A 24,042-nucleotide genomic window follows, 5' to 3' on the forward strand; every position below is an offset into this window, starting at 1 on the left:
CCCCTTTCCGGGCGGCCGTGGCCTGTCCCGAATCGAAAGGATGCACATGATGGGCGGCACGGGGCTGTTGGAGAGGCTGAAATCCACCTGGGCCCGTGCCCGGGAGCGGCGATGGGTGCGCTGGGGCGTGGACCTGGCCGTGTTCGCCCTCCTCTTCTCGGCGGTGGCCGCGTGGCAGGCCCGGAACCTTCCCGGAGCGGGGACACCCGCGCCCGCCTTCGCCCTCCAGACGCTGACCGGTGACACCGTGCGGCTGGACGCGCTCCGTGGCAAGCCGGTGGTGCTGGCCTTCTGGGCCCCCTGGTGCGGCGTCTGCGGAATGGAGTCCTCCAACCTCTCGCAGCTGCGCAAGCTCGCGGGGGACTCCGCGCATGTGGTGTCCGTCGCCGTGGCCTACGAAGACGAGGAGGCCGTGCGGCGCTTCGCCCGGGAGCACGCGGTGGACTACCCGGTGCTCCTCGGGGACGACGCCATCCAGTCCGCCTTTCGCGTGAACACATTCCCCACCGTGTTCTTCCTCTCCTCGGAGGGGCGCGTGGAGCGCGCGGCGGTGGGCTACACCACCCTGGCCGGACTGTCCTGGCGGCTGGTGCTGTAGCCCTGGCTCACGCCGCGCCTAGAGGCGGATGAGCTCCACGTCATCCATGTGGATGAAGTTGGCGGAGTTGCCCGCCGTGGCGCGGGTGTGGAAGCCCAGCTCCAGATAGCCTCCCGTCACGGAGATGGGCGGCGTCTCCACCATCGTCCATGCGCCATAGTCCCCCAGGTTGGTGGACACAGGCGCGCATTCGCCACACGTCTTGGCCTGGAGGCGCGACAAGTCGAACGTGCCGCTCTTTCGCACCCACGCGCGGATCTTGTACGTGCCCGACGCGAGCCCCGACACCGGCTGGTACGTCCAGACCTCGAAGGGCGTGCCGTTCGTCCAGTGCGTCAGGTGGTAGGCGCCGGTGCGGCCCCCGTTGTACGTCTCGCTGAAGTCCGCGGCCTCGGTGCCGTTGGGGCTCCAGGTGGCCCAGCCCGTCATATCGTTCTCGAAGCTGGCGTTGGTGACGGACGCGGGCGGCGGCGTGCTCCCCGCCTGGTACCAGCGCACCCACTCCACCTCCATCGTCTTCGTCTGCCCCCAGGGCAGCCCAATGGCGTCTGGGTGCGGGTGGCCGTACCAGTTCCCGCCCAGGGCGAGGTTGAGGAGGATGTAGTGGTTCTGCTGGAAGGCGGGCTCGTTGTGGTTGAAGACGTTCCCCTGAATCTGGCCATCCAGGCGGAAGATCATCCGGTTCGCCGTCCACTCCACCTCGTAGGTGTGGAAGCTGTCCGCGATGCTGTAGCCGCGGTTGGCGCCCGTGCCCCAGCTCTGCTGCCCGCCATTGGCGAACCAGTGCGCGGCGGACTTCATCCACGAGGCCTCGTTGGAGTGCCACTCGAGAATGTCGATTTCGCCGCTTCGAGGCCACCCGACGTTGGAGATGTTCGCGCCCAGCGTCCAGAACGCGGGCCACATGCCATAGCCGGACGGCACCTTGATGCTCGCCACCAGCTTGCCGTAGCGGCGCTCCACCTTGCCCTTCGAGTGGATACGGCCCGAGTAATACGAACGCGGCCCGTAGCCCGCGCAGCGCGAGTCAAAGGGCGCATCCGCCGTTCGCTGCGCGGTGAGGATGAGTTTGCCGCCAGCGACGGTGACGTTCTGCGCGCGGGGGTACTCCAGCTCACCCGTGCCGAAGTTGCAGTTGTTGGTGACGGGGTCGAAGTTGCTCGTCAGCACCGTCCAGTTGGCGGAGTTGAGGCTGCTGCCCGTGAAGTCGTCCTGCCACACCAGGTTCCAGCCCGCCCCTGGGTCATAGGCCCGCTCACCCTGCTCCTGCGTCACCAGGGGAAGGGCCTCCGCGTCGGACAGCTCCGGCTCCGGGGAACAGCCACCAACCAACGCCAGGCTGCTCGCGGCCCACAACATCGAACGCAATGCGTGTCGTTTGTGCATGTCTCGCTCCAGGGGGTTCCCCCTGGGACATAGCCGCCCGCCTCCGTCGCGCAAACTGCTTTAGCTGAAATATTAGATTTTCCAGACATTCCACCTAAATAGAGTAGTCCCCCACGAAGACGGTGGCGGACCGGACATCGGCGCGCACGGAGTCCCCCTCCGCTACGCCCAGCGCGTCGAACTCCGAGCGCGGCACCTCCACCGTGACTTCGTCCCCGCTCGGTAGACGGAGGAACACCTTCACGTAGCCTCCCACCGGTTTGAGCCGCTCGACGCGGCCGGTGGCGGTGGATGCGCTCGACGCGCCCGCGAGCGCCTTCGCCAGTTTGATGTCATGCGGACGGACAAAGGCCTGCACCGGTTCGCCCTCGCGCGCGGCGGCGGGAGCCGCCATGGACAGCGCCCCCATGGCCGCCCTGCCCGCCTGGACATGGCCACGCAGCACACTGGCGCCTCCGATGAACGAGGCGACGAAGGGAGACGCGGGCCGGTCGTAGATGTCCGCGGGAGAGCCCGCCTGGGCAACGCGCCCCTCGCTCAGCACCACCACGTGCTGGGAAATCTCCAGGGCCTCCTGCTGGTCGTGCGTCACCAACAGCGTCGTCAGCCGCGTGCGCTCGTGCAGGGCATGGAGCCATTCCCGGAGCTCCTCGCGCACCCGCGTGTCCAGCGCGCCGAAGGGCTCGTCCAACAGCAGCACGCGAGGACGGATGGCCAGGGCGCGCGCGAAGGCCACGCGCTGTCGCTGCCCGCCGGAGAGCTGGCCGGGATACCGGCCGCCCAGGTGCTCCAGTTGCACCATGCGGAGCATCTCCTCCACACGGGCCTCGCGCTCCGCCTTGGGGACGCGCCGGACCTCCAGGCCAAAGGCCACGTTCTGCCGGACCGTGAGGTGCTTGAAGAGCGCGTAGCTCTGGAAGACCACCCCCACGCCACGCTGCTGCACGGGCATCTGCGTGCAGTCCACGCCGTCGATGAGGACACGGCCTTCGTCGGGAATCTCCAGCCCGGCGATGAGCCGCAGCAACGTGGACTTGCCCGCGCCGGACGGCCCCAGCAACGAGGTGATGGCACCCTCGGGGGCCTGGAAGGACACCCTGGACACGGCGGGACTGCCATTCCGATTGAACCGGCGGGCGAGCTGCTCGACGACGATGCTCATGACGGCGGACTCCTCCACTCCACGAACTTCTTCACCACCAACGTCACGAGCGCGAGCAGCGTCAGCAGCGACGCCACGGCGAACGCGCCGGCCAGGTCGTACTCGTTGTAGAGAATCTCCGCGTGCAGCGGCAGCGTCGTCGTCACTCCACGCACGTGGCCGGACACTACGGACACGGCGCCGAACTCCCCCATTGCTCGCGCGTTGCAAAGGATGACGCCGTACAGCACGCCCCACTTCACCTTCGGCAACGTGACAGTCAGGAAGGTGCGCCAGCCGCTCGCGCCCAGCGTCAGCGCCGCCTCTTCCTCGTCGCTGCCCTGGGCCTCCATCACGGGTAGGACCTCGCGCGCGACGAAGGGGAAGGTGACGAACACCGTGGCCAGGACGATGCCGGGCACGGCGAAGATGACGCGCACGTCGTGGTCCAGAAGCCACGGCCCCAGCCAGCCCTGCCGGCCGAAGAGCAGCACGAAGATGAGCCCCGCGATGACGGGCGACACGCTGAAGGGCAGGTCGATGAGCGTCATCAACAACGAGCGTCCCCGAAACTGGAACCGCGCGATGAGCCACGACGCGGCCAGGCCGAAGACGAGGTTGAAGGGCACGGCGATGAGCGCGGCCAGCAGCGTCAGCCGCATGGCCGCCAGCGCCGTCGGGTGCGTCAGGGCGGAGACGTAGGCCTCCCAGCCCTTCTGGAAGGCGAAGGTGAAGACGGCCACCAACGGGACGATGAGGAAGACGCCCAGCAGCAGCACCGCCGCGCCGATGAGCCCCCAACGGACGAATGCCGGGCCGCTCAGGCTGCGCGCGCTTCGGCGCAAGACAAGGGTGGACGGATGCATGGCGCTCACGCTCCCGGCCGGGCTTCCAGCCGACGCTGGCTCCAGCGATGGAGCAGGTTGACGGCCAGCAGCAGAGAGAACGACGCCCCCAGCATGACGATGGCGATGGCCGTCGCCCCCGCGTAGTCGTACTGCTCCAGCCGGGTGATGATGAGCAGCGGGACAATCTCCGTGCGCAGCGGCATGTTGCCGGAGATGAAGACGACGGAGCCGTACTCACCCAGCGCGCGGGCGAAGGCCAGCGTGAAGCCGCTGAGCAGCGCGGGGAAGAGCGCGGGAAAGAGGACGCGCCGGAAGGTCTGCCACGGAGAGGCGCCCAACGTGGCCGCGGCCTCCTCCACGTCCACGTCAATGTCCTCCAGCACGGGTTGCACGGTGCGCACCACGAAGGGCAACCCGATGAACGTCAGCGCGATGGCCACGCCCACCGACGTGTAGGCCACCTTGAGGCCCAGCGCTTCGAGGTACTGGCCGTACCACCCCTTCGAGGAGAACAACGTCGTGAGCGTGAGCCCGGCCACGGCGGTGGGCAGCGCGAAGGGCAGGTCCACCAGGGACTCCAACACGTCGTGGCCGGGGAAGCGGTAGCGCACCAGCACCCAGGCCACCAGCAGGCCGAAGACGACGTTGGCGAGCGCGGCGGCCAGCGAGGCCCCGAAGCTGAGCCGGTACGCGGCGAGCGCGCGCGGCGTCGTCACGGTGCCCCAGAACTCCTCCCAGCTCAGGGAGAAGGTCCGCAGGAAGAGGCTGGAGAGCGGAATGAGGACGATGAGGCCCAGGTAGAACCAACTGAAGCCCAGCGACAGGCGGAACCCCGGGAGCACCCGGTGGCGAGTAGGACGGGACATGGCGGGGTGTCCTCAGTCCGCGCGGGGCGCGTAGATGCGGTCGAAGAGGCCGCCGTCGGCGAAGTGCGTGGCCTGCGCCCGCCGCCAGTCGCCCGCGACTTCCGCCAGCGTGAGGCGCTTCAGGCCGGGGAAGTCGGACGCATGCCTCGCGGCCACGACCTCCGAGCGCGGCCGGAAGTGGTGCCGCGCCGCGGTCTCCTGGCCCTCGTCCGAATAGAGGTACGCCAGGTAGGCCTCCGCCACGGCCCGGGTGCCCTTGCGGTCCACGTTGTGGTCCACCACGGCAACGGGCGGCTCGGCGAGGATGCTCACCGAGGGAATGACGACCTCGAAACGCGCCTGCCCCACCTCGCGGGTGAGGAGGAAGGCCTCGTTCTCCCATGCGAGGAGCACGTCCCCCAGGCCCCGCTCGGCGAAGGTGGTGGTGGCGCCCCTCGCGCCCGAGTCGAGCACCGGCACGTTGCGGAACAGCTTCTCCACGTACGCCTGGGCCCGGGCCTCGCTACCGCCCTCGCCTCTCAGCGCCTGTCCCCACGCGGCCAGGTAGTTCCACCGCGCGCCGCCCGACGTCTTCGGGTTCGGGGTGATGACAGTGACGTCCTCGCGCACCAGGTCGTCCCAGTCACGGATGGCCTTTGGATTGCCCTGGCGCACCACGAAGACGATGGTGGACGTATACGGCGCGCTGTTGTGGGGCAGCCGTGCCTGCCAGTCCGCCGGAAGGAGCCGCGCCTTCTCGTGCAGCATGTCCACGTCGTACGCGAGCGCCAGCGTCACCACGTCCGCCCGCAATCCTTCGATGACGGACCGGGCCTGCTTGCCGGAGCCCCCGTGGGACTGCTGGATGGACACCTGCTGGCCACGCGTGGCCGCCCAGTGCTTCGCGAAGGCCGCGTTGAGGTCCTCGTAGAGCTCCCGCGTGGGGTCATAGGAGACGTTGAGCAACGTCACCATCCCGTCGGGTGGCGCATCACCGGAGGAGCGCGAACAGCCCGCCACGGACAGCAGCAGGGCCAACGGCATCCAGTTCCTGGCGCGCAACAGCGCGAGACGTTCCATGCGGGACCTCGGGGTGAAGCAGGGGGCCACGCGAGAAAGTCAAAAGCCCACTCCCTCGCGGGCAGTGGGCTTTCCGGATACAGCTCAGCCAGGGCACTCAGGCCACTGGCGGACGGACGCCCACCGCGGATGCCGGACAGCAGCAACACGTCTGGTGGGTCGAGCGCGTCATCAATCCCCACACGATGCCCCGGTGCCCGCGGCGCTGTCAACGCGACCGCCCGAGTCCTCCAGGAACTCCCCTCTTCTTTTCCACCCCGCCGCGACGGTGCCCTGGCGCTTCACCCCTGACGAATCCGACGGACTGTCAGGCCGGGCCCGCGTCGTGAGCGGGTCCGGTCAGCTCCCGAGGGCGCATGCCGTCACGCACGGCACCGTTTTCACCCGAGCCCTCACCCATGAACTTCCGATTTCAATGCTGGTTGCAGCGGCACGTCAGCGGCCGGGTGACGCTCACGCCGCTGGCGCTGCGCCGTCTCGCGGTGCACGCGGACTCGCTGGAGGCCGCCACCGAGGAGCTGACGCTCGCGCTGGATGACCAACTCTCCCGCGTCCACCCGCGGCGCGTGCCGGAGTTCATCGCCCCCACCGGAGGGACGCTCGAAACGGTGGAGCTGCCCGGGATTCCCGTCTGGGGCGCCGAGGAGAATCACTTCGCGCCGCTGACGCTGTCCGCCGTGGTGGCCCCCACGCTCAATGCCTTCCTGGGCCTCCACGCGCCACGCCTCAACAGCCACCACTGGTTCCAGGGCAAGACACTCCCCGCCGAGGCCCAGGAGTTGCTGGGAGACCGACTGGAGGGAATGTCAGACGCGGAGCGCCTTGCCCTGCGCCCCGATGGCACCGAGTCCCTGCTGGAAATCGAAGTACGGGCCACCCCTGGGGCCCTGTCGGACCTCACGCCTCGCGAGCTGCACCGGGACATCCGTCCACCGCCGCGCCCACCGGACGCGCCCGCCGACCCGGAGGACGACGCGCGGGACGACGACGAGGACGAAGACACGGAGGCGCTGGACCTGGATAGCTGGGAGCCACGCCGCCGCACCGCGCATCGGGGCCCGGGTGAGCCGCCCGCGAAGCCGCCGCCCACACCCACCCTGGACAGCGTCGGCGTGGCCTGGCACCGGCTCGCGCAGGAAGGGCAGCTCGACGCGGCCTACGAGCAGGATGCGCTGGTCACCCTGCTCCGGACCCGGCTCGCGGCCAAGGACGCCGAACCCGTGGTCCTGGTGGGGCCTTCGGGCGTGGGCAAGACGTCGGTGCTCCACGCGCTCGCCCAGTCGCTGCGCGCCCCCACCGCCACCGAGGCCGAGCGCGCCCGCCCGTTCTACTTCCTCGACGGAAGTCGGCTCATCGCGGGCGAGGGCTTCTTCGGAGACTGGCAGCAGCAAGTGCTGCGCGCCTTCCGTGAGGCCACGGAGGCCCGGGCCCTGCTGTCCCTGGGCCATGCCGTGGAGCTCCTCGACGCGGGCAAGAGCGCCCACAGTGACCAGAACGTGGCCCAGCTGCTGCTCCCACTCCTCGCGGCGCGTGATGTGACTGTCGTGGCCGAGGCCACGGAGGAGACCTGGGCCCAGGTGGAGCAGCGCAACACCAGCTTCGCCCGGCTCTTCTCGGTGGTGCGCGTCGCGGAGCCCACGGCCGACGCGCTCGGCCGCATTGTCGCCAAGGTGGCAGAGGATGACGCCTCGGCCACCGCGATGCAGGTCCAGCCCGACGCGCTCGACGAGGCGCGCTTCCTGTGCCGCCGCTTCCTGCCCTACGGCGCCCAGGTGGGCAACACCGTGGCCTTCGTGCGCCGGCTGCTGGCGTCGTGTGCCCAAGCCTCGCGCTCCTCCGTCACCCGGCTGGAGGCCATCCGCCAGTTCGCCTCGGAGTCCGGCATCCCCGAGCACCTGCTCCGGGACGACCAGCCGCTGGCGTCCGCACACGTGCGCGACTTCCTGGCCTCGCGGGTGATGGGCCAGGACGCGGCCGTGGAGCGCGCGGCGTCGGTGGTATCCGTCCTCAAGGCCGGCATGTCCGACGTGCGGCGCCCGCTGGGGGTGCTGCTCTTCGTGGGCCCCACCGGCGTGGGCAAGACGGAGCTGTCCAAGGCGCTGGCGGAGCTGCTCTTCGGTGCGAAGGAGCGCATGGTCCGCCTGGACATGGGTGAGTACGCCGGTCCGGACGCCCTGCTGCGGTTGATGGGAGACGGGGAGACGCCGGGCTACCTCACCTCGGAGGTGCGCCGGCAGCCCTTCTGCGTGGTGCTGCTGGACGAGGTGGAGAAGGCCCACCCCGCCGTTCACGATGCGCTGCTGGGCGTCTTGGGCGAAGGCCGCCTCACCGATACCTCAGGGCGCTTCACCGACTTCCGCAACGCCCTCATCATCCTCACCAGCAACCTGGGCGCGGACACCCTGCGCGCCCGCGTGGGCTTCGATGCGTCGGGCGGTGCCCCGGACATGGCCTCCCTGCGCGCGCACTACCTCTCCGAGGTGCAGCGCTTCTTCCGTCCGGAGATGTTCAACCGCATGGACGACGTGGTCGTCTTCTCGCCGCTGTCCGCCCCGCTGCTGCGCCGGCTGGTGGTCCGCGAACTCGAAGCCGTGTGCCGCCGTCCTGGCCTCTCACTCCACGATGCCCTGCTGGAGGTCACCCCCGCCGCCCAGGACTGGCTGGCCCTGCGCGGCTTCGACGCGCGCTATGGCGCCCGTCCCTTGAAGCGCGCGCTGGAGCGCGAGCTGGTGGTCCCCGTGGCGGACTGGCTCGCGGCGCATCCCCGCATGGGGCCGGCGAGCCTCACGGTGGACGCGGGCACCACGGGACTCGAACTGCGCGCCGAGTCCCTGGGCGGCGCCGCCGAGGGCGGGGGCCGGGAGGCCATCGAGCGGATCCTCGAGGAAGCGGCCACCGTGCGCGCGGAGGTCCAGCGTTGGAGCCGCTGCGCGCCCATGCACTCCCTGCGCCGCGTCCTGGCCGTCTTCGACAAGGTCTCCCGACACACCGCGTATTGGGAGGAGCGGGCCCTGGCCGAAGAAAACTCGCGCAAGTCATCGGAGGCGCGAGCGCTGGAACAGTCGCTTCGGGAGTGCGCCCAGCAGGCGGAGGCCATCGAGGACCTGCTCTTCGAGGCCCATCTGTCCAGGACCGTGGATCAGGTGGATTCCCTGAGCCGCGAGGTAAGCCAGGTGAAGGCGGCCTTCGCGCGCATCCGGCAACGCATCTACTCCTCCCTCTTTCCCCCGTCACAGGGCGCGACCCTCTACCTGGTGCCAAGTCGCGGCGCGTGGAGGCAGGCACGCATGCTCGCCACGGCTTATGAGGGGTGGGCCCAAAAAGTGTCCATGGAGAAGCGGCGAGGACTGCTCGCCGTCCCCGAGCGCAAGGCCGGCGAGAAGGCTCATCGCACCCCTCCGCCGCCGCAATGGCGGTGGGCCAACGATGAGGACTTCGACAAGCTCGTCGTACAGCCGGTCGCCTATGCGATTCAGGTCAAGGGCGGCCCCCACGCTCTGCTGCTCGCTGGCGAGCACGGCCTGCATCGCTTCATCGAAGGCAGTCAGATTTCGATGGTGCATGCGTACTTCGAGCCGCGGCCCCTCTCGCTGTTCGACCTCTCCTCGCGGGAGACGTTGCAGAAGCAGCTGCCGAAAAACGAGGTCCGCCAGGTGCGCCTGTCGGGCAGCGGTTCCGGCCAGGGGATGCTGACGGACCTTCGCACCGGGGTGCAGCAGCGCTTCGGTCTGGAGGGGCCTGACCTGGAGCCCCTGCTGGAACCCTGGATGCAGTGGCGCGTCTTCAACAACCGGGACGAGGACTGACGACATGGACCTGAAGCTTCCCTTCGTGGTGGCCCCGCTCAGCGGCCGGCTCGTCGAGGCCTGGGTGCCCGCCTTCTTCCCAGCGCTACACAAGGCGGGGCCCAGCCTCTCCATGCTGCGAGACGAACTCGCGCTCGGCGTCATGGAGCGCTTCGAGCGCGAGTCGCCCTCCCAGGTGGCGCAGTATCAGCTCCCACCCCACTTCGCCCTGAAGCGCGTCACCGTCGATGCGGAAGGGAGGGACCGGGAGAAGAACCGGCGCGTCGTCCTCCAGGGCACCATGTCCGTGCTGCTGGAGAAGTGGCCCCGTGACACCTTCTGGGTCGTCACCCCCACCCGGCTCCCCGCCGCGCGCTTCGCGCTGAATCAGCCCGCGGACCTGCCCCAGGCGCTCGCGCGACGGCTGGTGGCATGGTGCCTGGAGCACAACCTGGACTCCCTGGACGCGCACTGGACCCAGGGCCGGGAGCAACTGGAGCTCCTGGAGGTGGATGCCTATGCTCCCTCCGTCCTCCCACGCACGCCGCCGCGACCGGCTCAGCCCGCGCGACGCCGCCGGACGAAGAACCCGGAAAAGGAAGACACCGCGCCCGAAACGCCCGAGCAGCGGGAGCAACGCCGCAACCGACGCCGCCTCACCTTGGTGGAGCTCCGGGCCGTGGCGCGCAACTTGAGCCACGGAGCCCGGGACGGCACGCTGGAGCGCTGCTTCGGCCGGGAGGCCCTGGTTCGCGAGCTCGTGGAGGCGCTCGAAGGCCGCGAAGGCTCCGCGCTGGTGCTGGTGGGGCCACCTGGCGCGGGCAAGACCGCGCTGATTCACGAAGCGGTGAGCCGGCTCACCGCCCGGCAGGACGCCGCGGGCGTGCGCCGTGACATGTGGCGCGTGGACGGCAACCAGTTCATCGCCGGCATGATGTACGTGGGCCAGTGGGAGGCCCGCGCGCGGGGCGTGGTGAAGGAGCTGATGGAGGTCGGCGACCTGCTCTACGTGGACGACCTGGCCTCGCTCGTCTACGCGGGCCGCACGCGCAATGAGCGCACCAACGTCGCGCAGTTCCTGGAGCCCCACATGGCCCGGGGCGAGCTCACGGTGCTCGCCGAGTCCACGCCCGAGCGCTTCGAGCGCGTGCGGGAAGAAGCCCCAACCCTCGCCTCGCTCTTCCGGGTCATCCACGTCCCCGCACTGGATGCGCGTGCCACGCTGCCCGCGCTCCTCGGCACCGTGCGAGAATTGGAGGCGGAAAGCACGGACAGCGCGGTCCGGCTCTCGCCGCTGGCGCTGGAGACCCTGCTCTCCTTGCAGGAGCGCTTCGTGTCGCACGAGGCGTTCCCGGGCAAGGCCGTCCGTCTGCTCCGCCGAGTCATGGCCCGACAGGGCGTCAGCACCTCAGGCACCCGGCGCTTTTCGTCGGGGGACGTCATCGACGCGATGCGGGAGCAGACGGGCCTACCGGACTTCATCCTGGGCAGCGCCCAGCCGAAGAAGCGCGAAGCGCTGACGTGGGAGATGCAGCGGCAGGTGGCGGGCCAGCCCGAAGCCGTGGAAGCCGTGGTGGACGCCATCCTCACGTTGCAGTCCGCACTCCAGCCGTCCGACAAGCCCCTGGCCACCTACCTCTTCGTGGGTCCCACGGGCGTGGGAAAGACGGAGACGGCGAAGGCGCTCGCGCGGACGCTCTTCGGCGGAGAGCAGCGGCTCATCCGCTTCGACATGTCGGAGTTCGTCACGTCCTCCAGCATCACCCGGCTGCTCGGGCGGCCCGGCGCGCCTGACGGTGAGCTGACCACCGCGCTGCGCACCCAGCCCTTCTGCGTGGTGCTGTTCGACGAGGTAGAGAAGGCCCATCCCCGCGTGTTCGACGCCCTCCTCCAGTTCCTTGGTGAGGGACGGCTGACGGACGGAGCGGGACGCACGGTGGATGCCCGGCAGTCCGTCGTCGTGCTCACGAGCAACCTCGGCGTGCGCGAGGCCGCCACCCACACCGGCTTCCACCGCACCGCGGACAGCGCGGAGGCGCACTACCTCTCAGCCGTGCGTGCCTGGTTCCGCCCGGAGTTCTTCAACCGGCTGGACCGGGTGGTGCCCTTCCGTCCGCTCACGCCCGCCGCGCTGCGCGTGGTGGTGGACCACGCGCTCGAAGGCCTGCTGTCGCGCCATGGCATCCGGCAGGGCAACGTGCTGGTGGAGGTCGAGCCGCGCCTGCTGGACCTGCTGGTGGAGGAGGCCTACGACCCACGCTTCGGAGCCCGCCCCCTCAAGCGCGCCCTGGAGAAGCGCCTCACGTTGCCCCTGGCTCACCACCTGGTGCGGCGGAGCGCGGACGACCTGGCGCGCGTGGAGCTGCTGCGGGAGGGCAACGACATGCGCGTGTCGGTGGAGCTGCTGGTCAACGCGCCTGCGTGGGCCCCCGAGCGGCCGGCCTCTGCATGGAGCCTGGCGGAGGTTTCCCGCCTGATCGAGGAGACCGGCTCGCGGCTGGAGGCGTTGATGACGACGGAGGAGGTGCCCGAGGCGGGAGAACTGGCGGAGCGACTGCATCGGCTGGCACTCGAGGCCACGGACATCCGCGACTACGAGCTGGTCCCGCGCGACTTCCAGGACGCGCCGTCGCCTGAGTCCACCGTGAAGCAGATGCTGACTTCGCACTCGAGTCATGTGGGCCACCTGGGCCTGCGGCAGCGCCCTGCGTATGAGGAGCGCCCGCTGCACGTCTCGAACGAAGAACAGCTCCGCCGCGCACAGCCCCGCGTGTTGGCCCTTCGCGACGAGACCGCCTGGGTCGAACATCAGCTCACGCACCTGGCACGGGGGACGGACGTCGTGACGGTGTTGGTGGAGGGGCTCGGCGACGCGACGCCATCCGCGGTGTGGACCGTGGCCCACTCCCTCCCCAGCGCGCTCGGGGAGACGGCGATGTACCTGGAAGCCGTCCATGCCGACGGGCGCACCGAGTGGTTCCGTTCCGGAGACGAGCGGTCCGAGGACCTAGTGCTTCGGCGTGTCGCCGTGCGGATGTCGGCCATCGGCCTGCGTGAGGTGCTGGCGCCCCTTCGAGGCTATGCGCTGGTGGACCTCGTCCATGGCGATGGGCCGCGCCAGGTCCTGGTCCGCCTGGAGCACCTGTCCGAAGACGTGGGGAGTCTCGAGGACGTGCCGCGCGTGATGGCGGCATGGGATGAGGCAGTCGTCCGCGAACGCGAAGCCCGTCGGAGCGGCGCCGCGTCAGTGGGCGCGGCCAGCCACGTCATCCTGCGTGGCCGCGAGGGTGTCACGACTGGACGGCCCCACGACTCGACCGAACTCACGCACGTCGCGAACGGACGCCGCCCCAGGGAGGCGCTCGCATGGGCCGCGAGGGTGCTCCGGGAACCCAGCCAGGGACACGACTGACATGGAAAAGAACGTCCACCTCTTCGTGCGCACCTATCCCGGGCTGGGCGTGGCGGCTCACGTCCTCACCCACCCGCACCTGGCGGCCTTCGCGCCGACGCTGCACGCCGCGAGGCTCGACATCGCGGCGGTGGTGGGGCGGCTCCTCAAGCGAGGAGAGCTCTGGGACGAGGAGACCCACTGGAGCGATTTGCGCCAGCGGAAGACGACGCTGACGGTGCGCGCGCTCGAACACGGGAAGATGCTGTCCGTCCCCCTGCGCCTCACCGTGCTCACGCACGGGGTGAAGACCCGCACCGCACGCAAGGGAGCACCGGCGCGCCAGGCCCTACGCGTGTGGGTGCCCCGCGTGGACGTCAAGGGCACGCTGCACGATGCGACGGACCTGGAGCCCTTCGTCGAGGAGATGGTCCGCCACGAGCTCTATCTCGCGTCGCTCGACCGGCTGCACTCGCTGGCCTACGTGGGCGAGGAACAGGTAGAGACGCTGTCGGTGCCGGTCCGCTTCCGGGACACGCCGCGTGCCCGCGCGCTCGATGCCGCGAAGCCGCAGCGGCGCCAGGCGCCACCACCGGGGCTCGCGGAAGCCAGCCGGTGTCTCAATGAGGAAGCACGCGCGGGTTTGCTGGAACGCGCCTGGGAACGGGACCTGGAGGTGTCCCGGCTCGCGGAGGCCGTCACCTCGCGCACCCGAGCCAGCGTGCTCCTGGTGGGCCCGTCGTCCGTCGGCAAGACGGCCCTGGTCCATGAACTCGTGCAACGCGCGGAGGCGGCCACCACGGGTTCGCCGCTTCACGGGTTGGAGGTCTTCAGCTCCTCCGGAGGCCGCATCATGGCGGGCATGCGCTACCTGGGACAGTGGCAGGAGCGCGTGAAGCACATGGTGGAGGCCTTGCGTGTTCGCCGGGCCGTGCTGCACCTCGACAGCCTGTCGGAGCTGCTGTCCCTGGGTGCCGGCGACACGGGGCTGGATGTGGCGCGCCAACTGCTGCCCGCGTTGGAAAGTGGCGAGGTCTCACTCGTCCTGGAGGCAACCCCCGAGGACGTGGCCCGCGCGGAGCGGACCCACGCCGCGTTCCTGCAATCGCTCCGGCATATCGCCGTGGCGCCCCTTTCGGCCCAGGCCGCACGCACCGCGCTTCAGCAGGCCTCGCATCGGGTGGGCCGCGCTCGCAAGGTGCGCTTCACGCCCGACGCGCTGGACCGCGCTGGCGAACTCACGGAGCGCTTCGGCTCGGGCCCTTCGCCCGGAGGCGCAGTGTCCCTGCTGCGCGCCGCCAGCACGGAGCCCGGCGCGGCCGGAGCAGTGAACGCGGCTTCGGTGACGCGCGCCTTCTGCACCCGGACCGGGTATCCGCTCGAGCTGGTGGACTCCGCCATCCGGTTGGACCCGGACGCCCTGCTCCGCCGCTTCCGCGAGCGCGTAGTGGGCCAGGACGAGGCCACCCTCCTCCTGCGCAACCTGGTCGTCACGCTGAAGACGGGCCTGGCGGACCCCTCGCGTCCGCTGGGCGCCTTCCTGCTGCTGGGCCCCACCGGCGTGGGCAAGACGGAGTCGGCGCTCGCGCTAGCGGAGTACCTGTTTGGCGACGTGGCCCGGCTGGCGCGCTTCGACATGGCGGAGTACGCCGCGCCCGGCAGCGCGACCCGGCTGGTGGGAGAAGCGGGAGGCCAACAAGGCAGCCTGGCGCGGCGCGTCCGCGAGCAGCCCTTCGGCGTGGTGCTGCTGGACGAAATCGAAAAAGCGGACGCGGGCGTCCATGACCTGCTGTTGCAGGTGCTGGGCGAAGGGCGCCTCACCGACGCCACGGGCCGCACCGTCAGCTTCCGCAACACCGTGGTGCTGCTCACCAGCAACCTGGGCGCGGACAGCGCGGGGCGCTCGCTGGGCTTTGGGGAGCGCGGCGTCCAGGAGCGCGCTGCGCACTACCTGGGGGCCGCGGCGGCCTTCTTCCGGCCCGAGCTGCTGAACCGGCTGGACCGGGTGGTGCCCTACCGCGCGCTCACGGAGGACGTCATCGAATCACTCGCCCGGCGCGCGCTGGAGGCGGCCCTCTGTCGCGAGGGGCTCAGCCGCCGGGGCGTGAAGGTGACCTTCGGCGAGGACGTGGTGAAGCACCTGGCACGCACCGGCTTCGACGCACGCTATGGGGCCAGGCCTCTCAAGCGCGCCGTGGAGCAGCAGGTGGTCGCGCCCCTGGCGCGGTGGCTGGCGGCTCAGGCCACCAGCGCTCCGCCCCTGGTGGCGCTCCGCGTGGGAGCTGAGGGGCGGATTGCGTTGAGCGGCCTCGAATGACCTCCGAAGCCGCCCAGGCCAGCAATGGACGCCGTGCGTGGGCGTACGGTGCGACCTAGCCCTTGAAGTTCTGGGCCACGAAGTCCCAGTTCACCAGGTGCGTCAGGAACGTCTCGATGAACTTCGGACGCGCGTTCCGGTAGTCGATGTAATACGCGTGCTCCCACACGTCGATGGTCAGCAGGGCCTTCTGGCCGTGCTTCATCGGCAGGTCCGCGTTGCCCGTCTTGGTGACCTTGAGCTTGCCGCCCTCCAGCACCAGCCAGGCCCAGCCCGAGCCGAACTGCGTGGCCGCGGCGGTGGAGAACTCCTCCTTGAACTTGTCGAAGGAGCCGAAGTCACGGTCGATGGCCGCCGCGAGCTCACCCGTCGGCTTGCCGCCGCCAGCGGGCTTCATGCACTGCCAGAAGAAGGTGTGGTTCCACACCTGCGCGGCGTTGTTGAACACGCCACCGTCGCTGCTGAGGATGACCTCCTCCAACGACTTGTTCGCCTCCGGCTTGCCGTCCAGGAGCTTGTTCAGGTTGTTGACGTAGGCGGCGTGGTGCTTGTCGTGGTGGAACTCGAGCGTCTCCGCGCTCATGTGCGGTACGAGGGCGTCCTTCTTGTAAGGCAGATCAGGCAACGTGAACGGCATGGTCGTTTCCTTTCGGTGTGAGAGGTCAGGCGCCATCGCTATCAGACGGCGGCAGAGAGGTCACGGTTCGATAGCCCCGCTCCCAATAAAGAAGGGGCTCCTGCGGACGTCCCTCATGAAGACGTGTGACGCGGCCGACAATCAGCGTGTGGTCACCGTGACGGTGCAGGCCATGGACCTGGCATGACAGCCCTACCAGGCTGTCCCGCACGAAGGCGTCGGCGTCGAAGAGCCGCGCATCCAGCTCACCCTTCGCGCACCGCACGGAGATGGAACGTTGTGCGGCGGACAGGATGCTGAGCGTGAAGACGCCGGAGGCCTCTACCCGCTTCAACGTGCGGGACGCCTCCGTCAGCGCCACCACCACCAGCGGCGGCTCCAGCGACAGGGAGCTGAAGGAACTCACCGTCGTCGCCCGCAGGCCTTCGGCGTCCCGTATCGCCACCACGGCCACGCCGCTGGCCCACCGGGCCATCGCATCCCGGAAGCCGCGCGCGTCCACACCTTCTGGCGTGCTCTGCGTCATGCCCCCTGGATACAGGCGCTCCGCCCACCTGTCATCACACCTGCCAATGGATTGGCGGGATGTTGTTCCAATGGCAGGGACCTGGATTACCAATAAATACATAGTTTACATGAGTTCAACAGGACTCTGTGGCATACGGGCGACCCACACCTGAAGTGAAGGCACGCGGCCCCCCCGCGCCTCCGCCTTCTCAATGAGGTCGAAACGATGCGTCGGAGCCTGAAGGGAGCACTGCTGTGGATGATGCCGCTGGGCGTGCTGAGTGCCTGCGGTGGAGCACCTGACGCCGCCGGCGCCGAGGACGCGCTGAGCGAGCGCGCGCAGTCCCTCATCTCCGCGCCACCGGTGCCGGCCAGCGGCAACATCGCGGACAGCATGTTGTACGTCGGCACCGTGGCGGTGGGCGGCGCGCAGCAGGACGGCGCGTCAGCCCAGCCGGGTTACTACGGATACCGGGTGCAGGTGCAGGCGGGCTCGCAGCTCAAGCTCGAGGTCTCACACCTGGGCAGCTCCATGTACCTGGACACCGGCCTGTTCCTGTACGGCCCCAAGGATGCGAACGGTAGCTACGGCGACACCGTGCTGGCCCAAGACGACGACTCTGGTTACGGGCAACTCAGCAAGGTGGGCCTGGTGACGCTGCCGCAGGACGGCGAGTACCTGGCCGTGGTCGGCTTCATCAACGGCGGTGGCAAGCAGTTCCGGCTCCAGGTGGACTGCGTGGGCGGGGCGTGCCTGCCCAACCCGCAGCCCGCGCCGACGGGCCATACGCTCACGCTGGTCCAGAGTCCCATCACCGCCGGCCTCCAGTCCGCGCTGGACGCGGGCAACATCGTGCGCGAGGACAACATCTCGCACCTGACTGCGTTCGACTTCGCGTGGACCTACTCTGGCGAGACGACGCTGGACACGGCGGCCGCGGCCATCCTGGCCAGGGGGCAGTACCGGGGCTATCGCAATGACCCGGCGCCGCTCGTGCTGACGTACGCGCAACTGGAGACGTCCATGTACTGGCAGTTCCGCCCGCTGCACCCGGCCATCCTCGCCACCTACGGCAACGGTACGGAGAACGTGCAGGTGAAGCGGTACTACCGCGAGTTCTCCACCGGCCCCAACGGAGACAACTGGCGGACGCTGAACGTCATCCTCTTCCCCCAGTCGTACAAGGTCGTCGTCTACGAGCAGACCGCGCACGAAATCTGAGGCCGCCGTCTCCGTGCCCGGAACGCCACCGCCGGGCACGGGACGAAGCGGGGGCGCAGTGCGCCCCCGTGGCACTCAAACGGCGAGCGTGCGGGACACCGGCAGCTCGCGGATGCGCGTTCCCGTGAGCGCGAAGATGGCGTTGATGATGGCGGGCGCCACCGGAGGCACGCCGGGCTCGCCAATGCCCCCGGACGGCAGCTCACTGGGGACGATGTCGACATGAATCTTCCGCGGCGCCTCGCCGATGCGCACCAGCTTGAGGTCGCGGAAGTTCGACTGCTCCGTCACGCCGCCCTTCATGGTGACTGCGCCATGCAACGCGATGCTCATGCCGAAGATGATCGAGCCCTCCATCTGTGAGCGCACGCGTTCCGGATTGAGAATCGTCCCGGCATCCACCGACACCCACGCCTCGTCGACGCGGATGCGCCCCTGGTCATCCTTGACCACCGAGGCCACCACGGCCACGTAGCTGAGGAAGCTGCGGTGCGCGGCGAGCCCCAGCGCCCGGTCATTCGCCTTGCGCGCATCCCAGCCGGACATCGCCGTCACGCGCTCGATGACACCGCGCAAGCGCCCCGCATCCACGGGGTGGTCCTCCACGGATGCGCCGTAGTTCCGGAGCGCGATGATGCCCAGCTCCTGGAGCGACGCCTTGCGCGGCGGCCCCAGCACCTCCAGGAGCATTTCGCGCGAGTCCGCGCCACGGATGTGCGCCAGCTCGTCCACGAACGCGTTCACGGAGAAGGCGTGGAAGATGTTGTAGACGGACCGGAGCCAGCCGATGCGCACGTGCGGAGGCGCCTCGCAGGTCTCCGCCCGGACGTTGGGCACGGAGAGCGCCAGGTCGAGCACGCCCTGCTGGAGGTCCGCCGGGCTGGGCCGCGTCGCCTGCCCGAAGGTGGACGCAATGGGAGGGAACGCCGTGCGGTGCCGCCACGCGATGACCTTGCCGGACGCATCCAACCCGGCGGTGAGCTGCTGCGCGCTGACGGAGTGGTAGTAGTCGTGCCGGACGTCGTCCTCGCGCGTCCATTGCACTCGCACCGGAACGCCCGCTTCCTTCGCAAGCCACACCACCTCGGCGATGAAGTCCGCCTTGGACTTGCGGCCGAAGCCTCCGCCCAGGAACGTGACGTGGACCTGGACCTTCTCCTCCGGGAGTTCCGCCGTCGCCGCCGCCACGCTGCGCGCCGCCTGCGGATGCTGCGTGGGCGCCCAGACCTCACACGTCCCGTTCTCCACCCGCGCCAGGGCCACGGGAGGCTCCATGGGCACGTGGGACTGGTGGGGGACGTGGTACTCGGCCTGGACGACGCGAGCGGCGGAAGCGAGCGCCGCGTCGATGTCACCGACGTTGCGCGCCACCGTTCCCGGCTCGCGAATCGACGCCGTCAGCTGCTCCCGGTACGTCGTCGAGTCATAGGACGCGTTCGGCCCATCCTCCCAGGTGATGTCCAGGGCCTCGCGCCCGCGCATCGCCGCCCAGGTGTTCTCCGCGAGCACCGCGACCCCGCCCCAGAACTGGAACGTGTAGGGAGGCTTCGGCGCGGGCAACTCGAGGACCTTCTTCACACCGGGCACCGCGAGCGCGCGGGTGGCGTCAAAGCGAACGACCTTGCCGCCCACGACAGGCGGACGCGCCACCACCGCGATGAGCATGCCCGGCAGGCGGATGTCGGCGCCGAACACCGCGGTTCCCGTCACATAGGCCGGGCCGTCCAGCAGCGGCATGGGCTTGCCCGCCATCCGCAGCTCACTCTTCGGCCGCAGCTTGACGTCCTTCTCTTTTGGAATGGGCAGCTTCGACGCGTCGGCCACCAGTTCGCCGAAGCCCAGCGAGCGCTTGCCGTCACGGAGGAACACCGCGTGGTCCCGGGCTTCACACGCCTCCGGCTTCACCTTCCAGCGGCGGGCGGCGGCGGCCACCAACATCACCCGAGCGGTGGCGCCCATGCGGCGGATGTCGTCGTACACGCCCCGCACGCTGCTGGAGCCGTCCGTGTTCTGGTCGCCGTAGACCTTGTCACCGTCGGCCTGGGCCACCGTCACCCGCGCCATGTCCGCGCCCATCTCATCGGCGACGAGCACTGGCAGCGAGCTGCGCACGCCCTGCCCCATCTCCGAGCGGGCACAGACGATGGTGACCGCTCCGTCCGGCGCCACGTGGACGAATACGTTCGGGTTCAACCCCGGAGCGCTCTTCGCCGTGGAGGAATCACTGGCCGCCACGGCCAGGCCACCGGAGAAGACACCCAGGGCGAGTCCTCCCACGGACAGATTCAGGCCTTCCAGGAACGAGCGCCGGCCAATCAACGTGAGCAGCTTCGTCATGGCGGCCTCGTCACTCCTCGGACATTCCCGCGGCCTTCTTCACGGCCGAGCGGATTCGCGTGTACGTCCCACACCGGCAGAGGTTGCCGGCGAGCGACTGGTCGATCTCCTTGTCGGATGGCCGCGGCTTCTTCGCCAGCAGCGCCGCCGCGCACATGATCTGCCCCGTCTGGCAGAAGCCACACTGCGGCACGCCCAGCTCCACCCAGGCCTTTTGCAGCGGGTGGTTGCCGTCGGGCGACAGCCCTTCGATGGTCGTCACCGAGTGCCCCTCCGCGCGGCGGATGGGTGTCACGCACGCGCGAACAGGCTGCCCGTCGAGGTGGACGGTGCACGAGCCACACAGCGCCTGACCGCAGCCGTACTTCGTGCCAGTCAGCCCGAGCACGTCCCGCACCGCCCAGAGCAGCGGCATCTCCGGGTCGACGTCCAGCTCCTTCTCCTCACCGTTGATGCGAACGCGAACCGTCACGGCCGTGCCTCCTCGCTCGGGCACTCCGAGCCCGTCTCCACCCAGGCCGCGACAATGGCGCCGAACTGCGCCTGCGTCCCCGGAGCGGGCTCACGCCCCGAGCCCGGGTTCCATCCCCAGGCCACCAATTCGTCGTGGGCGTTGTGTTCAATCATCTGCTCGGGCGTCTTGCCGCCGTTGCGCTTCGTGTCCTTGAGCTGCTCGCACACCTCGCGCGGGCTCTTGCCCACCCACGCCATCTCGATGGGAGCGACATGCCACTTCGGCGCGCCGGGCACGCGGGCCAGGTCCTGGTTCTTGTCCTGGTGGCAGCTGGTGCACTCCATGCCCACCGCGCCCTGGTCGTCGGGGCCGCGCACCACGGGCGGGTCATGAAGCTGGCCTTCGTCACCTTGCAGCGGGCTGTCACCCGCCGGGTGACAGTTCGCGCACCGCGGGTGGAAGAAGACGCGGCTGGCCTCCAGGAAGAGCGCGCGGGAGCGCTCCTTCCGGTCCAGGATGGTCGCGAAGGCTTCCACGGGTCGCAGCACGTTGGGGGCAACCTCGGGCAGCGCGGGAACCTGCGCCGCCGCGGCATCGGGCTCCCGCTTGCACCCTCCCGCCAGCAGGAGGGCGGAGAGCGAGGCCATGACCGGAAGAGATGGCTGCATCACGCCAAGGCTCCGGCATGTCCGTACCAACTACAAGGCGAATGTTCGGGGGCCAGGATGACCCCACACGTGACGGTTCAGTGAACGGCACTCGCTTCAGCCGGCTCGCCTTCCGCCTCAGCGGCCTCCACTTCGTCAAACCGGAATTTTCCATCCTTGAAGTCCGCTCTCACGCGGCTGTTCTCATGGATGTCGCCCGAGATGAGCTTCTCCGCGAGCGGTGCCTCGATGGCGCGCTGGATTTCACGCCGGAGCGGACGCGCACCGAAGGTTGGGTCCCATCCCTTGTCCACCAGCGCTTCCAGCGCCGCGGGCGTCACCTCCAGCGCGATGCCCTGGCCGTGCAGCAGGCGGCGCGTCTTCTCCAGCATCAAGTCCACGATGGCGCGCAACTGCGCGCGGTTGAGCGGCTCGAAGACCACCGTCTCGTCGATGCGGTTGAGGAACTCGGGCGGGAAGTGCCCCTTGAGCACGCCCATGACGCGCTCCCGCATGCGCTCCTGCGGTTCCTTCCGCGCGGTGGATTCCTGGATGAGGTGCGAGCCCAGATTGCTGGTGCCGATGATGACGGTGTTCTTGAAGTTCACCACCGTGCCCTGCGCGTCCGTGAGCCGCCCGTCATCCAGCACCTGGAGCAGCATGTGGAACACGTCGGGGTGGGCCTTCTCCACCTCGTCGAACAGGAGCACGCTGTAGGGCCGCCGCCGCACGGCCTCCGTGAGCTGCCCGCCCTCCTCGTAGCCGACGTAACCTGGCGGCGCGCCCACCAGCCGGCTCACGGTGTGCTTCTCCATGTACTCACTCATGTCGAAGCGGATGAGCGCCTTCTCGTCACCGAAGAGCAGCTCCGCCAGCGTCTTCGCCAGCTCCGTCTTGCCCACGCCCGTGGGGCCCAGGAAGAGGAAAGAGCCGATGGGACGCGCCTCGTCCTTGAGCCCCGCCCTCGCCCGCCGGATGGCCTGTGACAGCACGCGGATGGCCTCGTCCTGTCCGATGACGCGCTCGTGCAGCCGCGACTCCAGCTCCAGCAGCTTCTTGCGCTCGTCCTCCGTCATCTGCGTCACGGGGATGCCCGTCATACGCGACAGCACCTCCGCCACGTCCTCGGCGCGGACCTCCGGCGTCTCCCCGGACTTCTGCGTACGGCGCTCCTTCTGCGCGCTCTGGACCTCGCGCTCGGCGGCGTTCAGCTTCGACTCCAGCTCCTGGATGCGCGGCCCCGCCTTCCGGCCTCGCGCTTCGTCGAGCGAGCGCTTCACCTTCACCACCTCATGCTCGGCGTTCACCAGCCGCTCCGGCGGCAGCGTGAGCCGCAAGCGCACCCGGGCCGCAGCCTGGTCCACCAGGTCGATGGCCTTGTCCGGCAGGAAGCGCCCGGTGACGTAGCGGTCCGACAGCTCCACCGCCGCCACCAGCGCCTCATCCGCGATGCGCACGCGGTGGTGGGACTCGTAGCGGTCCTTGAGGCCTCGCAGAATCTCGATGGCCTGCTCGGCCGTCGGCTCCGGGACGACCACGGGCTGGAAGCGGCGTTCGAGCGCGGCGTCCTTCTCGATGCGCTTGCGGTACTCGTCCAGCGTCGTCGCGCCAATGACGTGCAGCTCGCCGCGCGCCAGGGAGGGCTTGAGCATGTTGCCCGCATCCATGGCGCCCTCCGCCGCGCCCGCCCCGACGATGGTGTGAATCTCGTCGATGAAGAGGACGATTTCCTCGCTGTGCTCCTTCACCTCGTCCATGACCTTCTTCAGCCGCTCCTCGAACTCGCCGCGGTACTTGCTGCCCGCGAGCAGGCCGGACAGGTCCAGTTGCAGCACGCGCTTGTCGCGCAACGTGTCCGGGACCGCGGCGGAGATGATGCGCTGGGCAATGCCCTCCACGATGGCCGTCTTGCCCACGCCCGGCTCCCCGATGAGCACGGGGTTGTTCTTGGTGCGACGCGAGAGGATTTCGAGCGTGGTCTCGATTTCGTTGGCCCGCCCCACCACCGGGTCCAGCTTCCCTTCCGAGGCCAGGCTCGTGAGGTCGCGGCAGTACTCGTCCAGCGTTGGCGTGGGCGACCGACGTGCCTCGGATGAAGGTGCCAGCGCTTCCGCGACGGCCGCGCGTGCCTTGCCGTGCTGGGCCCCTTGCTCGCGCAGAATCTCCGACGCCAGGCCTTCGCCTTCGTGGAGCAACCCCAGCAGCACGTGCTCGGGCCCCACATAGGAATGCCCCAGCTCGTAGGCCTCCTGGTACGCGAGTTCCAGTGCGCGCTTCGCATGCGGCGACAGCTCAGGACGCTCCATGGGGCGCTTCCCACGGCGCATCTCGGACTCGGCGCGCTCGGCGACGCGGGCCGGGTCCAGCTTCATGCGGCTGAGCGCGGTCCGGCCCAGCGGATCCTTCGCGAGCGCCACCAGCAGGTGCTCCGTGTCGATGGAAGCCGCACCCGCGCTTCGCGCCGCCTCGAAGGCCGCTTCCAGTACGCGCCGCGTCTCATCGGAGAAGGCCTCGGTGATGTCGTAGCGCTCCACCGGCTGCTGGAGTGAACGCGACAGCCCCCCGAAGTCCTCTTCTCCGAAGTCACTGAAGAACTGGTCGAAGAGCGACGTGCCCAAGCCCATGCGGCCGAAGCGCGAGCGCTGGCTGCTACAGACGTCACACAAGGACTCGGTGGTCCGCCGGTTCCCCATGACGCGAGTGACTCGGGTGGTCGCCGGGCGCTGGTGGCAGAGGTCGCAGACATTGGCCATGGTTTGGAGTCCCCCGAACGACGGTTCAGCTCCAACGCTAGGGATGGCCGGTGTGCCGCACCTCGGCCCCAGGGCAGGGCCGGGCGCCCAAGGT

At 69.5% G+C, this 24,042-nt stretch carries 16 protein-coding genes; 5 read left to right on the forward strand and 11 right to left on the reverse strand.

The genetic code is table 11. The features are described 5' to 3' along the window. The first annotated feature begins 40 nt into the window (after positions 1-40). The gene (locus OZ403_RS25445) at positions 41-598 is read left to right on the forward strand and encodes a TlpA family protein disulfide reductase (protein WP_268781991.1); all 558 of its coding nucleotides are present in this window, start codon (positions 41-43) and stop codon (positions 596-598) included. Between the two features lie 18 nt (positions 599-616). On the opposite strand, the gene OZ403_RS25450 is transcribed toward OZ403_RS25445, so the two are convergent. The 5 genes from OZ403_RS25450 to OZ403_RS25470 all read right to left on the reverse strand — a co-directional run bounded on the left by OZ403_RS25450 (position 617) and on the right by OZ403_RS25470 (position 5,862). After that, the gene (locus OZ403_RS25450; protein WP_268781992.1) at positions 617-1,984 is read right to left on the reverse strand and encodes a glycoside hydrolase family 16 protein; all 1,368 of its coding nucleotides are present in this window, start codon (positions 1,982-1,984) and stop codon (positions 617-619) included. Between the two features lie 94 nt (positions 1,985-2,078). Then, the gene (locus OZ403_RS25455; RefSeq protein ID WP_140793684.1) at positions 2,079-3,146 is read right to left on the reverse strand and encodes a sulfate/molybdate ABC transporter ATP-binding protein; all 1,068 of its coding nucleotides are present in this window, start codon (positions 3,144-3,146) and stop codon (positions 2,079-2,081) included. After that, positions 3,143-3,991, reverse strand: coding sequence for a sulfate ABC transporter permease subunit CysW (cysW, locus tag OZ403_RS25460; protein WP_140793686.1), 849 nt, complete (start codon positions 3,989-3,991; stop codon positions 3,143-3,145). The genes OZ403_RS25455 and cysW overlap by 4 nt, the downstream gene beginning before the upstream one ends. A gap of 5 nt (positions 3,992-3,996) precedes the next feature. After that, the gene (gene cysT, locus OZ403_RS25465) at positions 3,997-4,839 is read right to left on the reverse strand and encodes a sulfate ABC transporter permease subunit CysT (RefSeq protein WP_268781993.1); all 843 of its coding nucleotides are present in this window, start codon (positions 4,837-4,839) and stop codon (positions 3,997-3,999) included. Positions 4,840-4,851: 12 nt separating this feature from the next. After that, positions 4,852-5,862, reverse strand: a complete 1,011-nt coding sequence (locus tag OZ403_RS25470; protein ID WP_328285551.1) for a sulfate ABC transporter substrate-binding protein — start codon at positions 5,860-5,862, stop codon at positions 4,852-4,854. Between the two features lie 434 nt (positions 5,863-6,296). On the opposite strand from OZ403_RS25470, the gene OZ403_RS25475 reads away from it, so the two are divergent. Genes OZ403_RS25475 through OZ403_RS25485 form a run of 3 tightly spaced genes read left to right on the forward strand, consistent with a single transcriptional unit; the run spans position 6,297 to position 15,391 of the window. Then, a complete protein-coding gene (locus OZ403_RS25475; protein WP_268781994.1) occupies positions 6,297-9,704 on the forward strand; it encodes an AAA family ATPase in 3,408 nt (1,135 codons plus the stop codon). Positions 9,705-9,708: 4 nt separating this feature from the next. After that, on the forward strand, positions 9,709-13,095 hold the full coding sequence (locus OZ403_RS25480; RefSeq protein WP_268781995.1) for an AAA family ATPase: 3,387 nt from the start codon (positions 9,709-9,711) through the stop codon (positions 13,093-13,095). A 1-nt stretch (position 13,096) separates the two neighbouring features. Next, positions 13,097-15,391: an AAA family ATPase gene (locus OZ403_RS25485; protein ID WP_268781996.1), complete on the forward strand. Its 2,295-nt coding sequence runs from the start codon at positions 13,097-13,099 to the stop codon at positions 15,389-15,391. A 55-nt stretch (positions 15,392-15,446) separates the two neighbouring features. Here OZ403_RS25485 and OZ403_RS25490 read toward each other — a convergent pair whose 3' ends face one another. After that, positions 15,447-16,028: a superoxide dismutase gene (locus tag OZ403_RS25490; protein WP_140793696.1), complete on the reverse strand. Its 582-nt coding sequence runs from the start codon at positions 16,026-16,028 to the stop codon at positions 15,447-15,449. 25 nt (positions 16,029-16,053) lie between these two features. Next, positions 16,054-16,554, reverse strand: a complete 501-nt coding sequence (locus tag OZ403_RS25495; protein ID WP_140793698.1) for a flavin reductase family protein — start codon at positions 16,552-16,554, stop codon at positions 16,054-16,056. A gap of 207 nt (positions 16,555-16,761) precedes the next feature. On the opposite strand from OZ403_RS25495, the gene OZ403_RS25500 reads away from it, so the two are divergent. Then, a complete protein-coding gene (locus OZ403_RS25500; RefSeq protein ID WP_268781997.1) occupies positions 16,762-17,757 on the forward strand; it encodes a hypothetical protein in 996 nt (331 codons plus the stop codon). 75 nt (positions 17,758-17,832) lie between these two features. On the opposite strand, the gene OZ403_RS25505 is transcribed toward OZ403_RS25500, so the two are convergent. The 4 genes from OZ403_RS25505 to OZ403_RS25520 all read right to left on the reverse strand — a co-directional run bounded on the left by OZ403_RS25505 (position 17,833) and on the right by OZ403_RS25520 (position 23,948). Further along, positions 17,833-20,094 (reverse strand): xanthine dehydrogenase family protein molybdopterin-binding subunit, encoded by a 2,262-nt coding sequence (locus OZ403_RS25505; RefSeq protein WP_268781998.1) that lies wholly within the window; start codon positions 20,092-20,094, stop codon positions 17,833-17,835. 10 nt (positions 20,095-20,104) lie between these two features. Then, a complete protein-coding gene (locus OZ403_RS25510; RefSeq protein ID WP_140793704.1) occupies positions 20,105-20,566 on the reverse strand; it encodes a (2Fe-2S)-binding protein in 462 nt (153 codons plus the stop codon). Further along, entirely contained in the window at positions 20,563-21,216 is a 654-nt protein-coding gene (locus tag OZ403_RS25515; RefSeq protein ID WP_174259328.1) for an Isoquinoline 1-oxidoreductase subunit, read from the reverse strand. The genes OZ403_RS25510 and OZ403_RS25515 overlap by 4 nt, the downstream gene beginning before the upstream one ends. Before the next feature lie 77 nt (positions 21,217-21,293). Further along, positions 21,294-23,948 carry an ATP-dependent Clp protease ATP-binding subunit gene (locus OZ403_RS25520; protein ID WP_140793708.1) on the reverse strand — a complete coding sequence of 885 codons (2,655 nt, stop codon included), beginning with the start codon at positions 23,946-23,948 and terminating at the stop codon, positions 21,294-21,296. Positions 23,949-24,042 lie beyond the last annotated feature (94 nt).

The sequence above is a fragment of the Myxococcus sp. NMCA1 genome, from assembly GCF_026810205.1.
GTDB classification, from domain to species: domain Bacteria; phylum Myxococcota; class Myxococcia; order Myxococcales; family Myxococcaceae; genus Myxococcus; species Myxococcus xanthus_A.

Excerpts from the sequence above, each read along its gene's own strand:
- OZ403_RS25445 (WP_268781991.1), top strand. The coding sequence starts at position 41 with ATGCACATGATGGGCGGCACGGGGCTGTTGGAGAGGCTGAAATCCACC.
- OZ403_RS25520 (WP_140793708.1), bottom strand. The coding sequence starts at position 23,948 with ATGGCCAATGTCTGCGACCTCTGCCACCAGCGCCCGGCGACCACCCGA.
- OZ403_RS25475 (WP_268781994.1), top strand. The coding sequence starts at position 6,297 with ATGAACTTCCGATTTCAATGCTGGTTGCAGCGGCACGTCAGCGGCCGG.
- cysW (WP_140793686.1), bottom strand. The coding sequence starts at position 3,991 with ATGCATCCGTCCACCCTTGTCTTGCGCCGAAGCGCGCGCAGCCTGAGC.
- OZ403_RS25455 (WP_140793684.1), bottom strand. The coding sequence starts at position 3,146 with ATGAGCATCGTCGTCGAGCAGCTCGCCCGCCGGTTCAATCGGAATGGC.
- OZ403_RS25505 (WP_268781998.1), bottom strand. The coding sequence starts at position 20,094 with ATGACGAAGCTGCTCACGTTGATTGGCCGGCGCTCGTTCCTGGAAGGC.
- OZ403_RS25515 (WP_174259328.1), bottom strand. The coding sequence starts at position 21,216 with ATGCAGCCATCTCTTCCGGTCATGGCCTCGCTCTCCGCCCTCCTGCTG.
- OZ403_RS25470 (WP_328285551.1), bottom strand. The coding sequence starts at position 5,862 with ATGCCGTTGGCCCTGCTGCTGTCCGTGGCGGGCTGTTCGCGCTCCTCC.
- cysT (WP_268781993.1), bottom strand. The coding sequence starts at position 4,839 with ATGTCCCGTCCTACTCGCCACCGGGTGCTCCCGGGGTTCCGCCTGTCG.
- OZ403_RS25490 (WP_140793696.1), bottom strand. The coding sequence starts at position 16,028 with ATGCCGTTCACGTTGCCTGATCTGCCTTACAAGAAGGACGCCCTCGTA.
- OZ403_RS25450 (WP_268781992.1), bottom strand. The coding sequence starts at position 1,984 with ATGCACAAACGACACGCATTGCGTTCGATGTTGTGGGCCGCGAGCAGC.
- OZ403_RS25495 (WP_140793698.1), bottom strand. The coding sequence starts at position 16,554 with ATGACGCAGAGCACGCCAGAAGGTGTGGACGCGCGCGGCTTCCGGGAT.
- OZ403_RS25485 (WP_268781996.1), top strand. The coding sequence starts at position 13,097 with ATGGAAAAGAACGTCCACCTCTTCGTGCGCACCTATCCCGGGCTGGGC.
- OZ403_RS25480 (WP_268781995.1), top strand. The coding sequence starts at position 9,709 with ATGGACCTGAAGCTTCCCTTCGTGGTGGCCCCGCTCAGCGGCCGGCTC.
- OZ403_RS25500 (WP_268781997.1), top strand. The coding sequence starts at position 16,762 with ATGCGTCGGAGCCTGAAGGGAGCACTGCTGTGGATGATGCCGCTGGGC.